Here is a 19,587-nt window from a genome sequence, read left to right as displayed (position 1 = left end):
AGAAGGGGAGAGTTCGCGATGGGCACGGACGACGAGACGTTCCGCCAGGCCGGTGAGGGGTCTGCGCACGAGCGTCGAGACGAATCCGCCGACCCGGTGCGTGACCTGCTGCTCGGACTGGCCACCCAGATCGACCACCTGGCCGCGCTCTTCGCGCCGGCCCCGCAGACGGCGGCCCCCGGCGGTGGGACTGCGGCCGGGACCCGGCCCGGTTTCGCGGCCTTCGCCGACGGTGGCCCGCTCGGACACGCTCTCGCCGGGGCGTCGGGGGAGATCACCTCGCTGCTCGCGGAGATCGGCGACCTCGTCGCCCGGCTGATAGCGGCGGTCATCGCCGTGCTCGAGGCCGTCGCCGAGGCGCTGCGATCCTCACCCACCGCGTCGGCGGCGCCACGCCAGTACGAGCCGATCGCGGTGCGATTCAACGCCCCGGCAGGTCGCGACGCCGCGGCGCCGCGTCCCGGTGACTCACCACGACGGGCCACGCCGCCCCCCGAACCCGGTCCCGGGCAGGAGAACTGATGGGCGATCTGACGATCGGCATCGACATCGGCGGCACCAGCGTGCGCGCGTCGGTGGTCGACGACCGCGGGACGATGCTCGACACGCTCCGTGCGCAGACCCCGCCCACGGCGGCCGCGCTCGAACACTGCCTGGACCGGCTCGTCGGCGAGCTGACCTCCCGGTGGGATGCGAAGGCCGTCGGGCTCGCGATCGCCGGTTTCCTCACCACCGACCGCCGGATCGTCCGGTTCGCGCCGCACCTGCCCTGGCGTGAGGCGCCGGTGGCCGAGGAGATGACCCGGCGCGTGGGTATCCCGGTCTACGCCGAACACGACGCCAATGCCGCCGCGGTGGCCGAATGGCGATTCGGCGCGGCTGCGCGCGGTCACAACACCGTCGTCCTTGCGATCGGTACCGGAATCGGTGCGGGATTCGTCATCGACGGGGAGATCTACCGCGGAAGTTACGGGGTGGCACCGGAACTCGGACATCTGACGATCGTCCCGGACGGGCGTGCCTGCGCCTGCGGCAAACGCGGCTGCTGGGAGCGGTACTGCAGCGGGACCGCATTGGTGGACACCGTCGTGGAGTTGCTCGCCGACGGCGACTGGGGACGCAGTCAACTCGCGGCGGACGTCGCGGCCGATCCCGGGTCGCTGACCGGCCGGCGGGTCGCCCGGGCCGCCGCCGACGGGGACGCGGTGGCGCTGGCGGCGTTCGGACGGTTCGCGACGTCGCTGGGCCAGGGGCTCGCGATGATCGCCGACATCTTCGACCCCGACCTCATCGTGCTGGCCGGCGGTGTCGGCGCGGCGTCGGGTCTGTTCCTCGACGAGGCCCGGGAACACTACGCCCGGCAGGTCACCGGCGCCGGGCACCGCCAGCTCGCTCGCATCCGCGGTACCCAACTCGGCGAGACGGCCGGCGTCGTCGGCGCGGCAGAGGTTGCGCGCCAGGCGATCCGGGCGACCGCCCGCTCCCTCGCCGAACCCGGCCCCGAGTCGCGTCCGGTCTCCGGGCTCTGAGCTTGCCGGCGAGGCCACGGCCGGTCCCGGCCGGGCGGTAGAGTTCGACGCGGGTAAGGTCTTGGCGTCGGGCCACCCGTCGGTTCCGCGGTCTCCGCGGGTCGATCGGCCGGCGGATGGTCATCGGGTCGGTGTGCGCGGCGAGGAGAATCTCATGTGGTACTGGGCGTTCAAGTACATCTTCATCGGCCCGGTCCTGCGGGTCCTCGGCCGGCCGTCCATCGAAGGGCACGAGAACATCCCGACCGACGGTCCGGCGATCCTGGCCAGCAATCACCTCGCGGTGATGGACAGCTTCTTCCTCCCGCTGATGGTCAACCGACGGATCTACTTCCTCGCGAAGAGCGAGTACTTCACCGGCACCGGACTCAAGGGGAGATTCCAGCGCTGGTTCTTCACCGCCGTCGGACAGATTCCCATCGACCGATCCGGAGCGCAGGCGGCTGAGGGCGCACTCACCGCGGCACGCCGCCAGCTCGACAAGGGCAAGCTGATGGGGATGTATCCCGAGGGCACCCGATCGCCCGACGGTCGCCTCTACAAGGGAAAGACCGGGCTCGCCCGGCTGGCCATGGACACCGGGGTTCCGGTCATTCCCGTCGCGATGATCGACACCCACAAGTTCAACCCGCCCGGCAGTGTCCTCCCGCGACCCACCCGGGTGGCGGTCCGCATCGGCAAGCCCCTGGACTTCTCGAGGTACGAGGGCATGGAGGGCAACCGCTTCATCGAACGAGCGGTCACCGACGAGATCATGTACGAGCTGATGCAGCTGTCGGGTCAGCAGTATGTCGACGTCTACGCCGCGAGCCTCAAGAACCAGGCACCGCCGGTCGATCCGCCGGCGGCCGACGCCGCCGCCTGAGGCGCACCCGACGCCGGGCCGCCGCTGATCAGCCGGTGTCGCCCACGGGGGTGCCGTCGAGGACGGCGCACAGCTCCGGAATCCAGTCGCGATCGGCCGGGACGATCTCGGCGACGTCGAAGAGTCGTAGTTCGTCGGCGGAGAACCACCGCACGTCGAGGTGTTCGAGTGCCGTCGGCGTCCCCGAACGCAGCCGTGCCACATAGGCGTGCAGGGTCAGGTCACCGGGCAGCGCCACCGGGGAGCCCACCCCCTCCGCCGGTTCGACCTCGGCGCCGAGTTCCTCGCGGATCTCCCGGACCAACGCCGCCGCATGCGTTTCCCCCGACTCCACGCGGCCGCCGGGTAGTTCCCAGCGACCGGCGAGTTCGGCCGGGCGCGACCGCTGCGCGAGGAGCAACCGGCCGTCGACGATGATCGCCGCGGCGACCACGTCGAGCGGTCGGGTGCCCGCGGTGTCGTCGCGCGCGGCGCGAGTCGCGATCATCCAGGCGAAGGTGACGAAGGTGGCGACCGGCCACGCGGCCCCGAAGATCGCCTCGAGTGCGGCCGGGGGATGAGGACCGTACTCGATGGTGACGCGCAGCAGCCACGGGATGCCGAGTCCGGCGACCGCCACCCACATCGCGAGCACGACCCGCGCACCCCGACGCCGCGATCCGGCGCCGTGGACGAGCCAGATCGCCAGCGGGATGACCCACACCCAGTGATGCACCCACGAGATCGGCGACATCAGCAGCCCGAAGAACTGCACGACGAGCAGGATGCCCAGCGCGTCGGACACCGACCGCCAGGCGAACACGGCCACCACGAGCGCGATCAGGACGCCGACCATCCAGATCCAGCCCGTCCCCACGTCGAAGCCGACGACGCGGGACAGGGTGCCGCGCAGGCTCTGGTTGATCACCGCCTCGACCGGACCGATGCGCTCGGCGTCGCCGAAGAGGGTTCCGTAATAGGTGCGGGTGATGTCCGGGAAGAGCAGCAGGCACCCGAGGACCGTGAACACGAACGCGCCCGCGGCGGCCACCGCACCCAGGGGCTTGCGGGCGGCCAGATACCAGAGACCGGTGATCGCCGGGGTCAGCTTGATGCCCGCCATCAGACCGATGAGCGCGCCGCCGGCCAGCACCCCGCGATCGCTGCGCGCCCACGACACCGCCAGCAGGGTGCCCAGCATCAGGAAGACGTTGATCTGCCCGTAGTCCAGGGTGACCCGCACCGGCTCGCACCAGATCGCGGGCGCGGTCCACAACGCGGCCATGGCGTAGACGTCGGTGGTCGATCCGCACAGGCGCAACGCGAGCACGATGCAGGCGTACAACGCGCCGAAGGTCGCGAGCTGCCAGCCGATCGCCACCAGGTCCCACGGCACGAGTGACAGCGGGTACAGCACGACGGCCGCGAACGGGGGATAGGTGAAGGGCAGCGCGAAGTCGGTCTCACCGGCGTAGGTGAAGACATAGAGCGACCCGTCGGCGAGACCCGCCGAACCGTCGCGGTAAACGTGCAGGTCCACGAAGTTCCTGCCGTTCACGGTCAGCGTGTCCCAGACGAGCCGCGCGATGATCGACGCCGCCAGGAGAGCGGTCGCCAGCACAGACCTGGAGCGCACGAAATACCAGGGTAGACAGCCAGGGGGCGGTATGGCGAAACGGTGCGCGGTGCGCGGGTCGGCGCGAGGGTGTGTGAATCTTGACCCATGCGCTTCTTCTACGACTCGGAGTTCATCGAGGACGGCACCACCATCGAGCTGGTCTCGATCGGGGTCGTCGGTGAGGACGGTCGCGAGTTCTATGCGGTGTCGACCGAATTCGACCCCGGCCGCGCCGGGGACTGGGTGCGGGCCAACGTGTTGCCGAAGCTGCCGTCGCCGTCGTCGTCCGCGTGGCGGGACCGGCGCCGGATCCGTGAGGATCTGCTCGAGTTCCTCACCGCCGACGGCACCGACATCGAGCTGTGGGCCTGGGTGGGCGCCTACGACCACGTCGTGCTCTGCCAGTTGTGGGGTCCGATGACCGCGCTACCGCGTGAGATCCCGCGGTTCACCCGCGAACTTCGCCAGCACTGGGAGGCAGCGGGCCGGCCGCCGCTTCCGCCCACGCCGTCGGACGCACACGACGCGCTGAGCGACGCCCGGCACAACCTGCGCCGCTGGGAGGCGATCGAGAAAACCCGCGTCTGACCCGCGAACGGGTCGTGCGCCCCGCCTCCATTACCCTGGACGGGTGGTGAACTGGACCGTAGACGTGCCGATCGACGAGCTCCCCGAGCTTCCTCCGCTCCCGGGTGATCTCCAATCGCGTTTCGACGACGCGCTCAGCCGCCCGGCGGTGCAACAGCCGAGCTGGCCGGCCGACGAGGCGCGCAAGATGCGAACCGTGCTCGAGTCGGTTCCGCCGATCTGCATGCCCGCCGAGGTCCAGACACTCGCCGCGCAGCTGGCCGACGTCGCCGAGGGGCGTGCGTTCCTCCTCCAGGGCGGTGACTGCGCGGAGACCTTCGCCGACAACACCGAGCCGCACATCAAGGGCAACATCCGAACGCTGCTCCAGATGGCCGTCGTGCTCACCTACGGCGCCAGCATGCCGGTGGTGAAGGTCGCGCGGATCGCGGGCCAGTACGCCAAGCCGCGATCGTCCGACACCGACGCGCTGGGTCTGCCCTCCTACCGCGGGGACATGGTCAACGGATTCCCGGCCGACGCGGCGGTACGCGCGCACGATCCGTCGCGACTGGTGCGTGCCTATGCGAACGCGGCCGCCGCGATGAACCTGGTCCGCGCCCTGACCCAGGCCGAGGCGGATCTGAGCCGGGTCCACGACTGGAATCGTGAATTCGTCCGCACGTCGCCGGCCGGCGCGCGCTACGAGGCGCTCGCGTCCGAGATCGACCGCGGTCTGCGGTTCATGGACGCGTGCGGCGTCACCGACTCGAACCTGAACTCCGCCTCCATCTTCGCCTCGCACGAGGCACTCGTCCTCGACTACGAGCGCGCCATGCTGCGTCTGGCCGACGACCCCGACGGTCCGGGCAAGGTGCTCTACGATCTGTCGGCCCACTTCCTGTGGATCGGTGAGAGGACCCGTCAGCTCGACGGTGCGCACATCGCGTTCGCCGAGCTCGTCAACAACCCGATCGGGGTGAAGATCGGGCCGACGACGACCCCCGAGCAAGCCGTCGAGTACGTCGAACGTCTCGATCCCCACAACGTGCCGGGTCGACTCACACTCGTCGCGCGGATGGGCAACGGCAAGGTCCGGGACGTGCTGCCGGCGATCGTCGGCGCCGTCGAGGCGACCGGGCACAAGGTCATCTGGCAGTGCGATCCGATGCACGGCAACACGCACGAGGCGTCGACCGGGTTCAAGACCCGGCACTTCGACCGCATCGTCGACGAGGTGCAGGGCTTCTTCGAGGTCCATCGCGCGCTGGGCAGCCATCCCGGCGGCGTCCACGTCGAACTGACCGGCGAGGACGTCACCGAGTGTCTCGGTGGCGCACAGGAGATCTCGGATCTCGACCTCGGCGGCCGCTACGAGACCGCCTGCGATCCCCGGCTGAACACCCAGCAGTCGCTCGAACTGGCCTTCCTCGTCGCGGAGATGCTGCGCGGCTGAACCTCGCTTCGCTCCGGCCCGCGACCGGCGGGTCAGGCGGCGCAGAGCAGCCGGTCAGCCGATGGCCAGGAACGTGCTGCCGACCCAGAATCCGACGGCGCCGAGCCCGGCGGTCAGCAGCAGCACGACGACGATCCACAGCACCGCTCCCAGGCGGCTGCCGCCGACGAGTTCGGGCTCCACGTCCTCGGGCCGGGTGCGGCGACTCACCGGACGAGACGGCGGTGCGAGGTCGTCGCGGTCCGCCGCCGGTTGCTCGACCGGGGTGTCGGCGGTCGCCGGCCGCACCGGCTCGGACGCCGGGGTGTGCGGACCGGGTACCGACTGCACCCGTGTGCCGTGCCCGGCGGGATCGTGGCCTCGGTAGCGGGACATCGTCTGTCGTTCGGCCGACCGGCGCGGGGCCGGCACCGTGAACGGCGGGAGATCGAGTTCGTCGGCGACCGTGAGCAGGGCTCGCTGCATGTCGAAGCCGTCCACGTACCGGTCGGCGGGGTTGCGTTCGGTTGCGCGCAGCACGATCTCGTCGAACTCCTCGGGCACCCCGGCGATCACGTCACCGGGCGCCGGGACGTCGAAACTGAGGCGCTGGTAGGCGAGTGCGAGCGGCGAGTCGCCGGAGAAAGGTGTTCTGCCCGTGAGGAGTTCGAACATCATCACGCCCATGGAGTAGACGTCGCTGCGGGCATCGGCGTGGGTGGACTCGACCTGTTCGGGGGAGAGGTAGGCGGCGGTCCCGAGGATCACGCTCGCCGAGGTGACCCCCGCCTCGGCGACCGCCCGCACCAGTCCGAAGTCGGCGACCTTGACCTCGCCCTCGTCGGAGATGAGCACATTCTCCGGTTTCACGTCGCGATGGACCAGGCCCGCGGCGTGCGCGGTGCCGAGCCCGCCCAGCACCGGCGCGGCCACCGCGACGACGGCATGGGGTGGCATCGGGCCGCGTTCACGCAACAGTTCTCGCAGACTGCCTCCGTCGACCAGTTCCATCACCAGGAACGCGATGCCGTTGTCGATGCCCTGGTCGTACACGGCGACGAGCCCCGGATGCTTCAGACCGGCGACCGCGCGTGCCTCGAACTCGAAGCGGCGCAAGAACTGTGGGTCGCCGGAGTACCGGGAGTCCATCACCTTCACCGCCACGTCGCGTCCCAGCCGCAGGTCGACCGCGAGATAGACCGCCGACATGCCGCCGCGCGCGATGGGCGCGTCGATCCGGTACCGGTCCTCAAGGACCGCCCCCAGCATGGCGTCGACGGGAGAGTTCACGGTGTACGAATCTACCTGCCGCCCGGGACGGTCGGGGGCAGGCAACGCGGTGCACGTCACGCCGCAGGTTTCACCCGACCCCGATGACCCGCTAGGCTTTCGGCGTGGGTTCCCTACCTCTCTCGCCCGACAAGCTGCCCGCCGATCTCGAGGTGCTGTCGGTCGACGACGTCGCCGACCGGCTACACGTGTCGACAAACCGGGTCCGGACACTCATCCGCGATCACCACCTGCTCGCCGTGTCCCGCAACGGTCATCCGGTGATCCCGGCGGTGTTCTTCGACGACGACGGGGTCGTCAAGCACTTCTACGGTCTGGTCGAGGTGCTCCTCGACGGCGGATTCACCCGCGACGAGGCGATGTCGTGGCTGTTCACCGAGCACGACGACCTCGGCCTCCATCCCGCCGCGGCACTGCACACCCACTCCGCGCGTGAGGTCATCCGGAGGGCCCAGGCTCAGGCCTTCTGACCTGTCCCGTCCCGCACCGTGTGCCCGTCCGCGCCCGATGCGTCCGGCGGCCCACCGACCGCCCCGGCCCGTCGCCCGAACCGGCCCAGCCGCAACGGGTCCCGATGGGACAGCGACCAGGCCGCGAGTCCCGCGAGTGCTGCTGCCAGCGCCACCTCGACCGGCTTGTAGAAGACGATCGCGTCGTCGGGCTGGAAGACGATCAGCAGGAACGTCGACGCTCCTACGACCGTCGCCCGCACCCACACGGGCAGGTCGCAGGCCACCACGATCACCAGCACCCACGTGTAATACCAGGGCAGAGTCGACGGTTCGAGCAGCAGTACGGCAAGCATCGCCCAGGCCATTCCGGCCACCGCATCGCGGACGTCGTGCCGGTGCCGCCACCACACCGCGACGAGCGTCACCGCGAGGACGACCGAACCGATCGCCCGCGTGACCTCGAGGACCGGTTGCAGGTTGAGCGCGACGAACGGTGCGGCGACCAGGGTCACGAGATGGGCGGCGAGGGTGGGGATGGTGAACCAGTTGATGATGACGTCGGCCCACCCCAGGCCGGTGAGCCAGCCGAGTCCCAGACCGATCGCCAGGGTCCACACCCCGAACACCGCCACCGCGATCCCGACGATCGACGCGAACACCGTCACGACGTCGCGGGGTGTCACGGGTCGACGAGAGCGAATGTGCGACAGCCAGATCCACAGGACGAACGGCAACGCGATCCCGGCGGTGATCTTGATCGACACGGCGAGCGCCAGGACCGACGTGCCCACCACGTGCCGGCCGTCGACCACCAGGACGATCCCGGTGACGAGGACGCCCATCATCAGCAGCTCGACGTGCGGCCCGGCCACGAGGTGGATCAGCACCATCGGGTTGAACAGCACCAGCCAGAGTCCGGCCTGGGGGGAGGCCCCGAACCGTTCGGCCAGTCGCGGGATCGCCCACAGCGACAAGAAGAGTCCGGGCAGCAGCACGAGCCGGATGGCCAGGACGCCCAGGATCACGTGATCGCCGGTGATCTCGGTGACCACGCGCAGCATCCCCATGAAGAACGGGCCGTACGGGGCGGTCGTCGTGGCCCAGACCTGCGCCATGCTGTCCACGAGTGGACCGGGAACATGAGCGGGACCGTCGGCGTAGGGGTCGAAACCGGCACCGAACACGGCGCCCTGCGCCAGATAGGCGTAGACGTCGCGGGAGTACACCGGCACCGCCACGAGCAGCGGGGCGGCCCACACCAGCACCCACCGGCGCAGCACCCGGGTCGTCGGCACGGCGTCCGGCAGATCGGCGACGGTGTCCGGATCGGCGGCGCGCTTCGCTTCGATGATCCGACGACCCATCCGGACCCAGCCGAACACCATCAGGAACACGCCCAGCCAGAACAGGGTGCCGAAGACGTTCTTCCCGTGTCCGTAGGTGATCCAGCTCAGACCCAGGTCCGAGAGGAGGGCGGAGTTGCGCGGCGGGTCGCCGACGCCGAAGCTGCCGAGACAGACGAGCACAGACCCGATCGCACCGAGGACGAGATCGCCCCGGCCGGCGCCACCGGCGGCGGCGCGCGTCACGGGAGCGTTCACGCCTCGCGGTGCGCGACGCGATGCGCGACCGCGATCAGCTCGGCCCTGATGTCCTCGCCGATGTCGGCGGCGTCGAGGGCGGTCAACGCCGACCGCAACAGCTCGTCGATCGAGTTCTCCACCTCGTCCACCGCGCCGACCTCGACGAAAATGGCTCGCGCGGAGTCCAATTCGTCGGCCTCCAGGGAGCGCCCGAGATAGGAACGCAGGCGGGCGCCGAGGTCGGGGTCGGCCGCATCGGCTCGCTGCAGTGCGGTCGCCAGCAGCGCCGTGCGCTTGCCGGAGACCAGGTCGTCGCCGGACGGTTTCCCGGTCCGATCCGGATCGCCGAAGACGCCGAGCAGATCGTCGCGGAGCTGAAACGCGACCCCGAGATCGTGCCCGATCGAACGCAGGCTCGACACGAGCTGTTCGGACGCACCCGCCATCCGTGCACCCAGTTCGAGTGGTCGCGCGACGGTGTAGGCAGCCGTCTTGAACTCCATCACCCGGTACGCGGCCTCGGTCGAGTCGTCACCGCCGGCCTCGTTCACGATGTCGAGGAACTGGCCGCCGAGCACCTCGGTCCGCATCGCCGCCCACGTCGCGCCCACGTCGACGGGCAACCGACGGTGGCCGCCGGTCTCGGTCGAAACCCCCGGCCGGTGCCCGTGGACCAGGTCGTCCGCCCACGCGAGTGCGAAGTCGCCGGCGAGGATCGCGGCCGCGACCCCGTGCGCACCGGGGTCCCCGGCCCACGCGGCGTCCGCGTGGCGCGACTCGAACTCCCGGTGCAGCGTCGGATGCCCGCGCCGGGTGTCGGACCGGTCGATGATGTCGTCGTGGATGAGCGCGCAGGCCTGCACGAGTTCGAGTGCCGCGCAGACCCGCAGTGCGTCACGCGGGCCGGGTGCGTCGTCCCCGACGGGGCTGCGGTCCGACGACGATGTCCCGCAGCGCCATCCGGCGAAGACGAAGACCGGCCGGATGCGCTTGCCGCCACGCAGGACGAACTCCCGGATCAGTTCGGCGGCCTCGCCGACCACCGGCGCGATCGCGGCGGTGGCGGGGACCGCGTCGGCGAAGAAAGCACGTAATTCGGCCTCGACGGCGCCCGGGACCGCATCGAGCGAGGTGGGCGTGGGGATCGTGGAGGTCACCCTGCCAGGCTATGCGACCAGCTCCGTACACTGTGCGAGTGACCCCAACCGCTCCCGCACCCTCGATCGTCGAACGCCTGTCCGCTCCGCACCGCGGTCCGGTCCCGTTCTCCGTCGAGTTCTTCCCCCCGCGTGACGCAGAGGCCGAGTCCCGGCTCTGGCGCGCGGTGCGCATCTTCGAGCGGTTGTCCCCGGCATTCGTCTCGATGACCTACGGCGCCGGCGGTTCCACCCGAGACCGCACCGTGCGTATCACCGGCGAGCTCGCCGCGCAGACCACGCTGCTGCCGGTGGCCCACCTGACCGCGGTCAACCACAGCGTCGCGGAACTTCGGGCGCTGGTCGGCGCCTACGCCGACCAGGGCATCACCAACATCCTCGCGCTTCGCGGCGACCCGCCCGGTGACCCGCTCGGCGAGTGGGTCGCCCATCCCGACGGCGTCGAGTATGCCGAGCAGCTCGTCCGGCTCATCGACACGCTGGGCGACTTCCACGTGGGAGTGGCGTCGTTCCCGGAGACCCATCACCGGTCGCCCGACATCGATCACGACACCCGCACGCTCGTCGACAAGCTACGAGCCGGAGCCGAGTACTCCATCACCCAGATGTTCTTCGACGTCGAGCACTACCTGCGACTCCGTGACCGCGTCGCGGCCGCCGATCCCGAGCAGGGAAGCAAGCCGATCATCCCCGGCATCATGCCGGTGACCTCGCTGGCCACCGCGCGGCGGATGGTCGAGCTGTCGGGTTCGGTGATCCCGCCCGACGTCGAGGAACGCTTCGCCAAGGCCGCGGGCAACGGCGCCGAAGAGGACCGCGCGTCGGTCCGCGCCGTCGGCATCGACTTCGCCACCGAGATGGCGCAGCGCCTCATCGCCGAAGGTGCGCCCTGCCTGCATTTCTGCAGCCTCAACTTCGCCAAGGCCACGACAGAGGTCCTGGGCCGCCTCGGCGTGGACGTCGACGCCGCGTTGCACGTTTCGGCCTGATCGGGAGGACCCGTCCCGCCGCGCCGGCTTCGACGCGGCCGGCCGGGATCACTTGTCGGCGGGCGGTGCCGTCCGGTCCGGTGCCGACGTTCCCGAGGCCGGACCCGACGCGGGATCGGCGGCAGCGGCGAGTCCCTCGCCCGAGATCGTCGACGGAGCTGTCGTCGTCGGGACCGGACGTCCGGGGCGTGGTCCGCGGTAGCGCTTGGTGTAGGCGATCCGGACGATCACCAGGACGACCACGACGCACAACAGCGCGACGAACCACGACCAACTGCTGACCGCGGCGGTCGCCGGATCCGGATAGGTGGCGTCGGCGCTGAAGTCCGACGGCTCGCCCGGTGCGGGTGTCCAGGTCACGGTCGATTCGCCGACCTGCTCGCCGTTCGTCGCGGTCACCGGCCCGCCGAAGGTGACGGTCAGCTGAACATAGTCGCGGTTCGGCACGAGCTCGGTCAGGTCGGTGTCACCGCGGAAACGCACCACCTCGCCGCTGCGTTTGGCGGTGAGGTCCATCGTCAGCGAGGTGTCGCCGTAGGCATCGGCCACGATGTCGCCGAGCTGGGCGAACTGTCCCGCGGTGAGATCGCTGAACGTTGCCCGCGCGCCCACTCGGGTGGCGGGATCGTCCTCGTCGGGGTTCCCCTCCGCGCCGGCGTCGTCGTTCCCGGCGGTCTCGGAGGAGGAGGGGGATTCCGGTTCGGCCGTGTCCTCGGGTCCGGCGCCGGGGGTCGACGACGGGTCGTCGGGTCGCTCGGGCGCCTGCCGGTAGTCGGTCACCGAGACCTGCCCGACCATCGACTCGGGCAGATCGAACTGCGGTGTCCCGCGTGGATTGTCCGGGGTGGTCGCCACGACCACGCTCCCCGAGTAGCGGTCGCCGACCGTCGTCGACCGCTCGAGACAACCGGCCATCAGGGGGGACAGGGCGACGAGGGCGACGGCCACCGCGGACGGCAGCAGTCGCCGGGCACGGCGGGACCCGGGCGCACCCGGTACGGGATTCGACGAACGCACGGTGCTCATCGTGCCAGACCCCGCCCGGAGCGCGGGTCACCGATCGCGCCGCGCCGCGTCGGGCCTCCGGCCCGGAAACCGCCCCGGCGATACGCCCCGCACAAGCGCAGCGGTGTCATATCGCTGTCGGCGGTCTCGCGTAGGGCGCTTATCCGGGACGCTTTTCGGATTCGATGGTCGGAGACTCAGGACCGACGGCCGAACCCCCGTCGCCGGCGTCGCAGGACCGCGTGGGCGGCGATGTACCCGCTGGCGCCGGTGACACCTCCACCGGGGTGAGTCGACGCACCGGCGAGGAACAGGCCGTCGGCACCGGGGACGCGGTGGCCCGAGAGGTCGGGGGTCGGGCGCCACATGAACATCTGGTCGATGGACATCTCGACGTGCATGATGTTGCCGCCGATCAGACCCAGTTCGTCGGCGAGGTCTCTCGGCGTCTGGATGTACCGGTGCGCGATCGACTCGGCGAAACCGGGTGCGTGGCGGTCGACCTCGTCGCAGACCGCCTTCGCGGCGCGGTCGGCCGCGGCGGGCCAGTCGCCCTCGGCCAGCCGGTACGGATGCCACTGTGCCCAGAGATTGATGACGGAGCGGCCCGGCGGTGCGAGCGTCGGGTCGATCGCCGAATAGCTCATCGCGACCACGGCCGGACGCGGCGGGAGCTCGCCCACCGACGCCGCGGCGTGGGCCCTGGTGAGGTGGGCGCGGTCGGTGACCAGCAGTCCGAGAGCGGAATGGACGCCGTGCTCGGGCAGGTCGCCGGGCAGATCCCGGTAGTCGGGCAGGCTCGTCGTCCCGAGCCGCACGGCCATCCCGATTCCGCTGCCCACGACGATGGAGCGTCGCCACCGATCGATGATGCCGGCGTCGTAACCGCCGGCGGCGAGCAGATCCAGCGTGGTCAGCACGTGGCAGGCGCTGATGACGGTCCCGGTGCAGCGGGATTCGCCGCTGCGGGTGACCACTCGCCAGTGGTCACCGCAACGGGCGACGGAGATCGCGGGGTCGCCGCACGAGACCACGCCGCCGTCCGCGCCGATCCGATGGACGAGCGCATCGGTGAGGGCACCGCTGCCCCCGATCGCGCGACCGGGCGGAATCCGGTGCATGAGTGCGGCGAAGCCGATCATCGGTGCGGTGCCCGGCGCGCTCATGGGCGGACCCGACTGGGCGCCGAACCACGCGAGTCCGGCCTTGAGCTGCTCGGAGTCGAAGTACTCGTCGAGCAGGGAATCGCCCGAGGCCATCAGTTCGGCGGTGAGGTTGAGCACCCGGCCGCCCCGCCGGCCGAAGACCCCGGTGCGCGCCGTGGTGGCGGTGCCGCCGAGGCCGCCGAAGGCGCGGCCGAATCTGCCCAGCGTCGCGGGTTGGTAGAACGCGTCCATGACCGCCCGCGCACGTGGCGTCCACGTCGCGACGAACCTCCGGTAGGCAGCGGCATCGGCTGCGCCACAGGCATTCTCGATCGACGCGCAGGTTGCGTCGAGGTCACTCCGGAAGATGATCGGCGGGGCCGTCTCGGTCGCCGGGACGAATGCCCACGGATCGCAGTCGACGTATCGCAGGCCGTGCGCGGCCAGGTCGAGGTCGTCGAGGACGGGGGAGTGCCGGATCATCAGGTGCGACGACGACCCGCGGTCGACCCGGTGTCCGGGGAACCGTTCGACGGTCGAGACGGCGCCGCCGGGGATCTCGTCCCGCTCGAGGACCTCCACCTCCCGCCCGGCCTGCGCCAGATAGGCCGCGGCGATCAGGCCGTTGTGGCCCCCGCCGATGACGACGGCGTCGCGCCGCGTGCCGTGCATCGCTAGCTCCCGGTTCCGGTGCGTCGGGCCGCGGCCGGCGGTTGCAGCTCCAGCGGGAGCGGGCGTCCGAGGAAGGCGAACGGACGTGGGTCACCGGTGAAGGTGAAGTGACGCAGGACGTCGGTGAATCCCATCCGCCGGTACAGCGACCATGCGCGGTTGTCCTCGGCGGGGATCTCCGGTGTCGAGAGCAGGACGTGGCGCTCGGGGCGGTCGGCGAGGAGCCGGGCGAGCAGCCATTGTCCGATCCCTCGTCCCTGGGCGGTCGGATGCACGTGTAGCTCGGTGAGTTCGAAGTAGTCGCGGGCGATCGCTTCGACCGTCTCGGGCGGCCGGCCCGTCTGGCGGAGGCCGAGCCGCAGCTGCTGATTCCACCACTGGCCCGTCGCGCCGGTGTAGCCGTAGGCGATCCCGACGAGCAGGTCGTCGGGTCCGATGCCGACCGGCGGACCGACCCGACGTCGCGCGGCCGGCATGGTCCGCGCCTCGTACGGGCTCACGGTCTCGACCGCGCCCACCGCACGCCATCCGGGCCGGGCCATGTGCTCGCGCCACAACCCGGCGCGGTGGATCTCGGTTCCGCGCGGATAGTTCATCGCGGTCACGTAGATCTCCAGTGCGGGCTCGAGCCAGGCCCGGGCGTCCTGGCCGGTCAGGCTCACCAGACGGATCGTCAACGGACTCCCGTTCTCTGCGTCGTCATCCTGTGGGGCGTCGTCGACCCGCGTACGCCGGTCGCCGGCGCGGGGGCGGCGGCGCCGTCCTCTCCCGGGCATCGCATGGCGGGCCACTTCCGGGAATTGTCCTATCGATGATGCACACTCGGCAGGAATCGGGTCGCAGGTGGTGGCGTTGTACTTCGCGGCGGCGGTTTCGGGTCACAGATGTCTTGAACACCGACGCCGGGCTAGCTATATTGAACTTGTCGAACGGATGTTCGATGAATGTGCCTCCGCAAGCTGTTCGCGCACATCCACGACACGGTCCGGCGGTGGACGAGGGAAGCGTCTGCCGCCGGACACAAACATCACGCACGAGGAGGAGAACGCCATGGCCAGGCATCGCAGCGCCACAGCTCTCACCCACGCGGTTCCCGTCGATCCGGTGATGGTCGGCCGCGCCCGCGACCTCCTCGAGCGTGCGCACCTGCTCCTCGACAACGCTGACGGCGTCGAAGACGGCGCCGAACGTTTCCGTCAGCTCTATCTGGTGGCCCTCCGCGCATCGGGGGCGGCCCTCGCCGTCCATGAGCCGGTGGGGACCATCCGGCGCAAGACGTCGAACGCCTGGACCCGCATCGGCGTGGTCGCACCAGAGCTGGCGCCGATCGCTGCCCGGTTCGCCTCGCTCTCGCCGGTTCGGATGAAGATCGAGTCCGGGATCATCCGCACGGTCGATCCCGACAGTGTGGCGGGGATGCGACTGCTCGTACTCGATTTCCTCCGACAGGTCGAGACGATGGTCATCGCCTACGAGCAAGGAAAACTCGGTTCCGAGGCCCTTCAGATCGGGGCGACGGCGTGAATCCGGCCACACTTGGTCGTTTATCGCACCGGCCGGTCATCCGCAACGGCGAGTAATGGTGGTCGTGGTCGATTTCACCTCGTATCATGGGACGATATAGGCGCAGACGCCTTTCCGGTCGCGGGTGACCTTCGTCGGCGTCACGGATCAGTAGAAGGAGGGTCGGTGCCACTTTCGGAGCACGAGCAACGCATGCTCGAACAAATCGAGAGCGCGCTGTACGCGGAAGACCCCAAGTTTGCGTCCAGTGTCAAGCGTCGACGTCTGGGGAGGTCGAGCGGTCGTCGTCGCCTGCAGGCGGCAGCGGTCTTCGTCGTCGGCCTGGTGATGCTGGTCGGCGGACTCATCGTCGACATCACCATCGGCGGGTTCCCGATAGTGAGCCTGCTGGGCTTCCTGGTGATGTTCGGGGCCGGCCTCTTCGCTCTGTGGGGGGACAGCGGCACCGCCGAGTCCGGTTCATCGGCGCCCCGGGCCGGGAAGAAGCAACCCGGGTCGTCCGGCGGCGGCAAGCGCAAGCTGTCGGAACGCATGGAAGAGCGATTCAATCGCAGGTTCGAGCAGGAGTGATCCGCTGATCTCGACTCCGCGTTCGTCGATCGGCTGACCGACCCCGGCGACAACCGCGTCGCCACCGCGACAACCGCATACGACAAGAGCCGCGTACCCCACGGGTACGCGGCTCTTTCATGCTTCCGTTCACCGCCTGGGCACCGGACGGACCATGTGGCGCACGGTCGGCGGGATCGGACGCACAGTCGACGGATCCGGACGCACACAGTCGACGGATTCGGACGCACAGTCGACGGATTCGGGCGCACGGTCGACGGTCCCCACGACGCCCCACCGGCGTTCCCCACTTCTCCCCACACGAGCGCCCCACTATGCCCCACCTTCGCATTTGTCCCGGTCATTCTGACCTCTCTGGTATCGCCAGACCCCTCTTGTCACGGGTGCGAGTGCCGAATTCCGTCGGCGACGCGCCGCGACACGTGCTTCACTCGCCGCGTTTCACTGCTCTGAACTGCGAATTTGTTGAGCGTGGGGGAATCGGGGGGTGGCGGGGGTGGAAAGTGGTGGAAAGTGGGGTACTGTGGCATCACTGGGTGAAGCGGTCCACCACAGCGCAGGAAGCGCAGATCCCGGTGGGCAGGAGGTGTCGACGTGTCCGTGCGATTCGTCGGTACCTACACGCCCAAATTGGACGACAAAGGGCGGCTCACGTTGCCCGCCAAGTTCCGCGATGCACTGGCAGGAGGGGTAGTGGTCACCAAAGGCCAAGATCACAGCTTGTCGGTGTACCGGACCGAGGAGTTCGATGCGATAGCGGCACGGATCGTCGAGGCGTCACGAAACGACCCCGATCTGCGTGCGTTTCAGCGAACGTTCTTCGCCGGTTCGGAAGAGCAGCGACCGGACGGTCAGGGCAGGATCAGCCTGTCCGCCGACCATCGCGTGTACGCGGGACTGTCGAAGGAGTGCGTGGTGTTCGGCAGCTTCGATCACCTCGAGATCTGGGATTCGGCCGCGTGGAACGAATATCAGACCCGGCACGAGGAGAACTTCTCGGCCGCAAACTCCGCGGCACTGAACGCGGTGCTGTAGCCGGACACCTGCGCCGGTTACCGACAAGAGACAGACCGAAGAGACACAGACCGAAGAGACAGCAACCGATGGGCGAGTTCGGTGCCCAGAGGCTTCGGGTGGCACGAGGCCCCGGCCCGGTGGCGACCCTGGCGTACTTCCCCAACGCCAGGTGCGTGATCGGGTCGGGACCCCGCTCCATCCGACCGCCTGCTCTCGCCGACCCGAAGCAACCGCCCACCGCCGATACCGCATACATGCCGATGGGGGGTCTTCATCATGGTCGATGCAGGTGACGAACCGCGCCGGTCCGGCGAGTTCGGGCACGTACCGGTGATGGGTGCTCGCATCGTCGAACTGCTTGCCCCGGCCCTGGATTCCGACGATCCGCGGATCTTCCTCGACGCCACCCTCGGCGCCGGCGGACACAGTCAGCTCGTTCTCGAGTCGTTCCCGAACGCCCGGGTGGTCGGCATCGACCGGGACGCCTCGGCGCTCGAGATCGCTCGTGAGCGACTGAGCCCGTACGCCGACCGGATCTCGCTGCACCAGGCGACGTTTCACGAGATCCGCGAAGTGATGGACGCGGCGGGACAATCGGCTCTCGACGCCGCGCTGTTCGATCTCGGCGTGTCCTCGATGCAGCTGGACCAGGCCGGGCGCGGATTCGCCTATGCGGTGGACGCGCCGCTGGACATGCGGATGAACGCCGACGATCCGCTCACCGCCGCCGACGTGCTCAACACGTACTCACACGGCGAATTGGCCCGTGTCCTCTCCGATTACGGGGAGGAGCGCTTCGCCGGGCGGATCGCATCGGCGGTGCTGCGGGAGCGTGACAAGGAGCCGTTCACGACCAGTGCGCGTCTCGTCGAATTGCTCTACGACGCGATCCCAGCCGCCACCAGGCGGACCGGTGGACATCCGGCGAAGCGGACCTTCCAGGCGCTGCGCATCGAGGTCAACCACGAATTGGACGTCCTGCGTGAGGCATTGCCCGCGGCCCTGGACTCGCTCGTGGTCGGCGGTCGGGTCACCGTGATGAGTTATCAGTCGCTGGAGGACCGGATCGTCAAGCGCGAGTTCGCCACGCGCACGTCATCGACGTCGCCTCCCGGGCTGCCGGTCGAATTACCCGGTACCGCACCAGAATTCCGTCTCGTCACCCGCGGCGCCGAACGGCCGGACGAGAACGAACTGGCCACCAACCCGCGCTCGGCGCCGGTTCGTGTCCGCGCGATCGAACGAGTCGAGAAGAAGGGCTGAGCATGACCATCCTGCACGAGGCCCCGTCGCGTGCCGACGACGACCGCGACTCCCGACGGTCACGCCGGACCCGCATCGAGTCCGAGCGGGCGACCCGGTCGCGCGCCGCCCAACGCGCACTCGACCGGCGCCACCGCCGCACCGCGGCAGGTCGTGCCGCACCGTCGCGTCGTACCGGCGGTGGACTGTCGATGACCGGGGTGTCCCTGCGAGAGCGATTGCAGCACACCCCCTTCGTCGTACCGGTCATCGCACTGCTGGTGCTCGGCCTCGGCCTCAGCCTGTGGCTGTCGACCAAGGCGGCCCAGGACTCCTACAAGCTGGGAATCGAGCGCACACAGAATCAGTCCCTCATCGATCAACGCGACGCCCTCAAGCGCACCTATGAATCCGGCAATTCGGCACCCGAATTGTCCGACAAGGCAGCGCGTCTCGGCATGATCCCGGCCGACAACCCCGCCCGCATGATCGTCGACGACCCTCGGCGGCCGCGAGTGGTGGGCAAGCCGGTACCGGCCTCCGGCCGGCCGATGGGGAGTCTGAACCCCGACACCGCACCGGATCCCGCGGACCAGGTCGACCCGAGCCGGGTCGACGACTCGATCGGTCTGGGCGGACGGTCGGGTTCTGACGGGCCCGACGCGGTTCCGACGACCACCCCGCAGCCCACACCATCGCAACCGACCGGTGGACAACCGGCGCCGTCGCAACCGGCGCCGTCGCAAACCGCCCCGCCCGGCGCGAATCCGCTGCCGTCCGGGACCGATTCGGTGCCGTCCGGAACGAGCGTGGTTCCGCCGGCCGCGTCGTCGACGCCGACTCCCGCGCCGAATGTGGTGCCCGCCCCGTGAGTTCATCGGCGGCCCGGCACGCAACGTGCGCCGGGTCTCCGGCGTCATCTCCAACCCGCCGGGGTCAAATCCGGTG

19 protein-coding genes are annotated in these 19,587 nt (G+C 69.8%); 12 read left to right on the top strand and 7 right to left on the bottom strand.

Annotated features, from left to right (window positions below):
• Positions 1-18: 18 nt before the first annotated feature.
• The 3 genes from AC3B6C_RS22450 (at position 19) to AC3B6C_RS22440 (ending at position 2,394) form a co-directional block, all read left to right on the top strand.
• Complete coding sequence (locus tag AC3B6C_RS22450; protein ID WP_010843639.1) at positions 19-522, top strand: hypothetical protein; 504 nt, start codon at positions 19-21, stop codon at positions 520-522.
• Positions 522-1,529: an ROK family protein gene (locus tag AC3B6C_RS22445; protein WP_010843640.1), complete on the top strand. Its 1,008-nt coding sequence runs from the start codon at positions 522-524 to the stop codon at positions 1,527-1,529. The genes AC3B6C_RS22450 and AC3B6C_RS22445 overlap by 1 nt, the downstream gene beginning before the upstream one ends.
• Positions 1,530-1,683: 154 nt before the next feature.
• The gene (locus AC3B6C_RS22440; RefSeq protein WP_014927312.1) at positions 1,684-2,394 is read left to right on the top strand and encodes a lysophospholipid acyltransferase family protein; all 711 of its coding nucleotides are present in this window, start codon (positions 1,684-1,686) and stop codon (positions 2,392-2,394) included.
• A gap of 28 nt (positions 2,395-2,422) precedes the next feature.
• On the opposite strand, the gene AC3B6C_RS22435 is transcribed toward AC3B6C_RS22440, so the two are convergent.
• Positions 2,423-3,994, bottom strand: coding sequence for a mannosyltransferase (locus tag AC3B6C_RS22435; protein ID WP_488376368.1), 1,572 nt, complete (start codon positions 3,992-3,994; stop codon positions 2,423-2,425).
• Between the two features lie 102 nt (positions 3,995-4,096).
• On the opposite strand from AC3B6C_RS22435, the gene AC3B6C_RS22430 reads away from it, so the two are divergent.
• Positions 4,097-4,579, top strand: coding sequence for a polyadenylate-specific 3'-exoribonuclease AS (locus AC3B6C_RS22430; RefSeq protein ID WP_010843643.1), 483 nt, complete (start codon positions 4,097-4,099; stop codon positions 4,577-4,579).
• 43 nt (positions 4,580-4,622) lie between these two features.
• Positions 4,623-6,014, top strand: a complete 1,392-nt coding sequence (locus AC3B6C_RS22425; protein WP_488374206.1) for a class II 3-deoxy-7-phosphoheptulonate synthase — start codon at positions 4,623-4,625, stop codon at positions 6,012-6,014.
• A 54-nt stretch (positions 6,015-6,068) separates the two neighbouring features.
• On the opposite strand, the gene AC3B6C_RS22420 is transcribed toward AC3B6C_RS22425, so the two are convergent.
• A complete protein-coding gene (locus AC3B6C_RS22420; protein WP_488374205.1) occupies positions 6,069-7,283 on the bottom strand; it encodes a protein kinase domain-containing protein in 1,215 nt (404 codons plus the stop codon).
• A gap of 104 nt (positions 7,284-7,387) precedes the next feature.
• Here AC3B6C_RS22420 and AC3B6C_RS22415 point away from each other — a divergent pair, with 104 nt between their 5' ends.
• Positions 7,388-7,753, top strand: coding sequence for an Rv2175c family DNA-binding protein (locus AC3B6C_RS22415; protein WP_010843646.1), 366 nt, complete (start codon positions 7,388-7,390; stop codon positions 7,751-7,753).
• On the opposite strand, the gene AC3B6C_RS22410 is transcribed toward AC3B6C_RS22415, so the two are convergent.
• Entirely contained in the window at positions 7,741-9,324 is a 1,584-nt protein-coding gene (locus AC3B6C_RS22410) for an alpha-(1->6)-mannopyranosyltransferase A (RefSeq protein WP_488374204.1), read from the bottom strand. The two genes, AC3B6C_RS22415 and AC3B6C_RS22410, sit on opposite strands and share 13 nt — an antisense overlap.
• A gap of 8 nt (positions 9,325-9,332) precedes the next feature.
• Entirely contained in the window at positions 9,333-10,475 is a 1,143-nt protein-coding gene (locus tag AC3B6C_RS22405) for a polyprenyl synthetase family protein (RefSeq protein WP_488374203.1), read from the bottom strand.
• Positions 10,476-10,486: 11 nt separating this feature from the next.
• On the opposite strand from AC3B6C_RS22405, the gene AC3B6C_RS22400 reads away from it, so the two are divergent.
• Positions 10,487-11,464 carry a methylenetetrahydrofolate reductase gene (locus AC3B6C_RS22400; RefSeq protein ID WP_035717842.1) on the top strand — a complete coding sequence of 326 codons (978 nt, stop codon included), beginning with the start codon at positions 10,487-10,489 and terminating at the stop codon, positions 11,462-11,464.
• A gap of 48 nt (positions 11,465-11,512) precedes the next feature.
• Here the strand turns inward: AC3B6C_RS22400 and AC3B6C_RS22395 are convergent, their stop codons facing one another.
• The 3 genes from AC3B6C_RS22395 to AC3B6C_RS22385 form a co-directional block, all read right to left on the bottom strand.
• A complete protein-coding gene (locus tag AC3B6C_RS22395) occupies positions 11,513-12,490 on the bottom strand; it encodes an LppM family (lipo)protein (RefSeq protein ID WP_488374202.1) in 978 nt (325 codons plus the stop codon).
• Positions 12,491-12,666: 176 nt separating this feature from the next.
• Positions 12,667-14,286 (bottom strand): phytoene desaturase family protein, encoded by a 1,620-nt coding sequence (locus tag AC3B6C_RS22390; RefSeq protein WP_488374201.1) that lies wholly within the window; start codon positions 14,284-14,286, stop codon positions 12,667-12,669.
• A gap of 2 nt (positions 14,287-14,288) precedes the next feature.
• Positions 14,289-14,963, bottom strand: coding sequence for a GNAT family N-acetyltransferase (locus AC3B6C_RS22385; RefSeq protein WP_488374200.1), 675 nt, complete (start codon positions 14,961-14,963; stop codon positions 14,289-14,291).
• A 373-nt stretch (positions 14,964-15,336) separates the two neighbouring features.
• Between AC3B6C_RS22385 and AC3B6C_RS22380 the strand changes: the two genes are divergently transcribed.
• The 5 genes from AC3B6C_RS22380 (at position 15,337) to ftsL (ending at position 19,511) form a co-directional block, all read left to right on the top strand.
• The gene (locus AC3B6C_RS22380; RefSeq protein ID WP_010843653.1) at positions 15,337-15,810 is read left to right on the top strand and encodes an SAV_6107 family HEPN domain-containing protein; all 474 of its coding nucleotides are present in this window, start codon (positions 15,337-15,339) and stop codon (positions 15,808-15,810) included.
• A 165-nt stretch (positions 15,811-15,975) separates the two neighbouring features.
• Positions 15,976-16,380 (top strand): DUF3040 domain-containing protein, encoded by a 405-nt coding sequence (locus AC3B6C_RS22375; RefSeq protein WP_488374199.1) that lies wholly within the window; start codon positions 15,976-15,978, stop codon positions 16,378-16,380.
• A 594-nt stretch (positions 16,381-16,974) separates the two neighbouring features.
• Positions 16,975-17,415, top strand: coding sequence for a division/cell wall cluster transcriptional repressor MraZ (mraZ, locus tag AC3B6C_RS22370; protein ID WP_010843655.1), 441 nt, complete (start codon positions 16,975-16,977; stop codon positions 17,413-17,415).
• A gap of 258 nt (positions 17,416-17,673) precedes the next feature.
• Positions 17,674-18,660, top strand: coding sequence for a 16S rRNA (cytosine(1402)-N(4))-methyltransferase RsmH (rsmH, locus tag AC3B6C_RS22365; RefSeq protein ID WP_488374197.1), 987 nt, complete (start codon positions 17,674-17,676; stop codon positions 18,658-18,660).
• 2 nt (positions 18,661-18,662) lie between these two features.
• Positions 18,663-19,511, top strand: coding sequence for a cell division protein FtsL (gene ftsL / locus AC3B6C_RS22360; RefSeq protein ID WP_055476122.1), 849 nt, complete (start codon positions 18,663-18,665; stop codon positions 19,509-19,511).
• Positions 19,512-19,587 lie beyond the last annotated feature (76 nt).

The organism is Gordonia sp. 11cp (assembly GCF_057767225.1).
Note: the sequence above shows the minus strand (reverse complement) of the source record. Positions and strands in the feature narration are given on the sequence as shown.

Bases quoted from the DNA above. Each gene is read 5' to 3' on its own strand.
- AC3B6C_RS22450 (WP_010843639.1), top strand. From the start codon at position 19: ATGGGCACGGACGACGAGACGTTCCGCCAGGCCGGTGAGGGGTCTGCG.
- AC3B6C_RS22445 (WP_010843640.1), top strand. From the start codon at position 522: ATGGGCGATCTGACGATCGGCATCGACATCGGCGGCACCAGCGTGCGC.
- AC3B6C_RS22440 (WP_014927312.1), top strand. From the start codon at position 1,684: ATGTGGTACTGGGCGTTCAAGTACATCTTCATCGGCCCGGTCCTGCGG.
- AC3B6C_RS22430 (WP_010843643.1), top strand. From the start codon at position 4,097: ATGCGCTTCTTCTACGACTCGGAGTTCATCGAGGACGGCACCACCATC.
- AC3B6C_RS22400 (WP_035717842.1), top strand. From the start codon at position 10,487: ATGCGACCAGCTCCGTACACTGTGCGAGTGACCCCAACCGCTCCCGCA.
- AC3B6C_RS22395 (WP_488374202.1), bottom strand. From the start codon at position 12,490: ATGAGCACCGTGCGTTCGTCGAATCCCGTACCGGGTGCGCCCGGGTCC.
- AC3B6C_RS22390 (WP_488374201.1), bottom strand. From the start codon at position 14,286: ATGCACGGCACGCGGCGCGACGCCGTCGTCATCGGCGGGGGCCACAAC.
- AC3B6C_RS22380 (WP_010843653.1), top strand. From the start codon at position 15,337: ATGGCCAGGCATCGCAGCGCCACAGCTCTCACCCACGCGGTTCCCGTC.
- rsmH (WP_488374197.1), top strand. From the start codon at position 17,674: ATGGTCGATGCAGGTGACGAACCGCGCCGGTCCGGCGAGTTCGGGCAC.
- ftsL (WP_055476122.1), top strand. From the start codon at position 18,663: ATGACCATCCTGCACGAGGCCCCGTCGCGTGCCGACGACGACCGCGAC.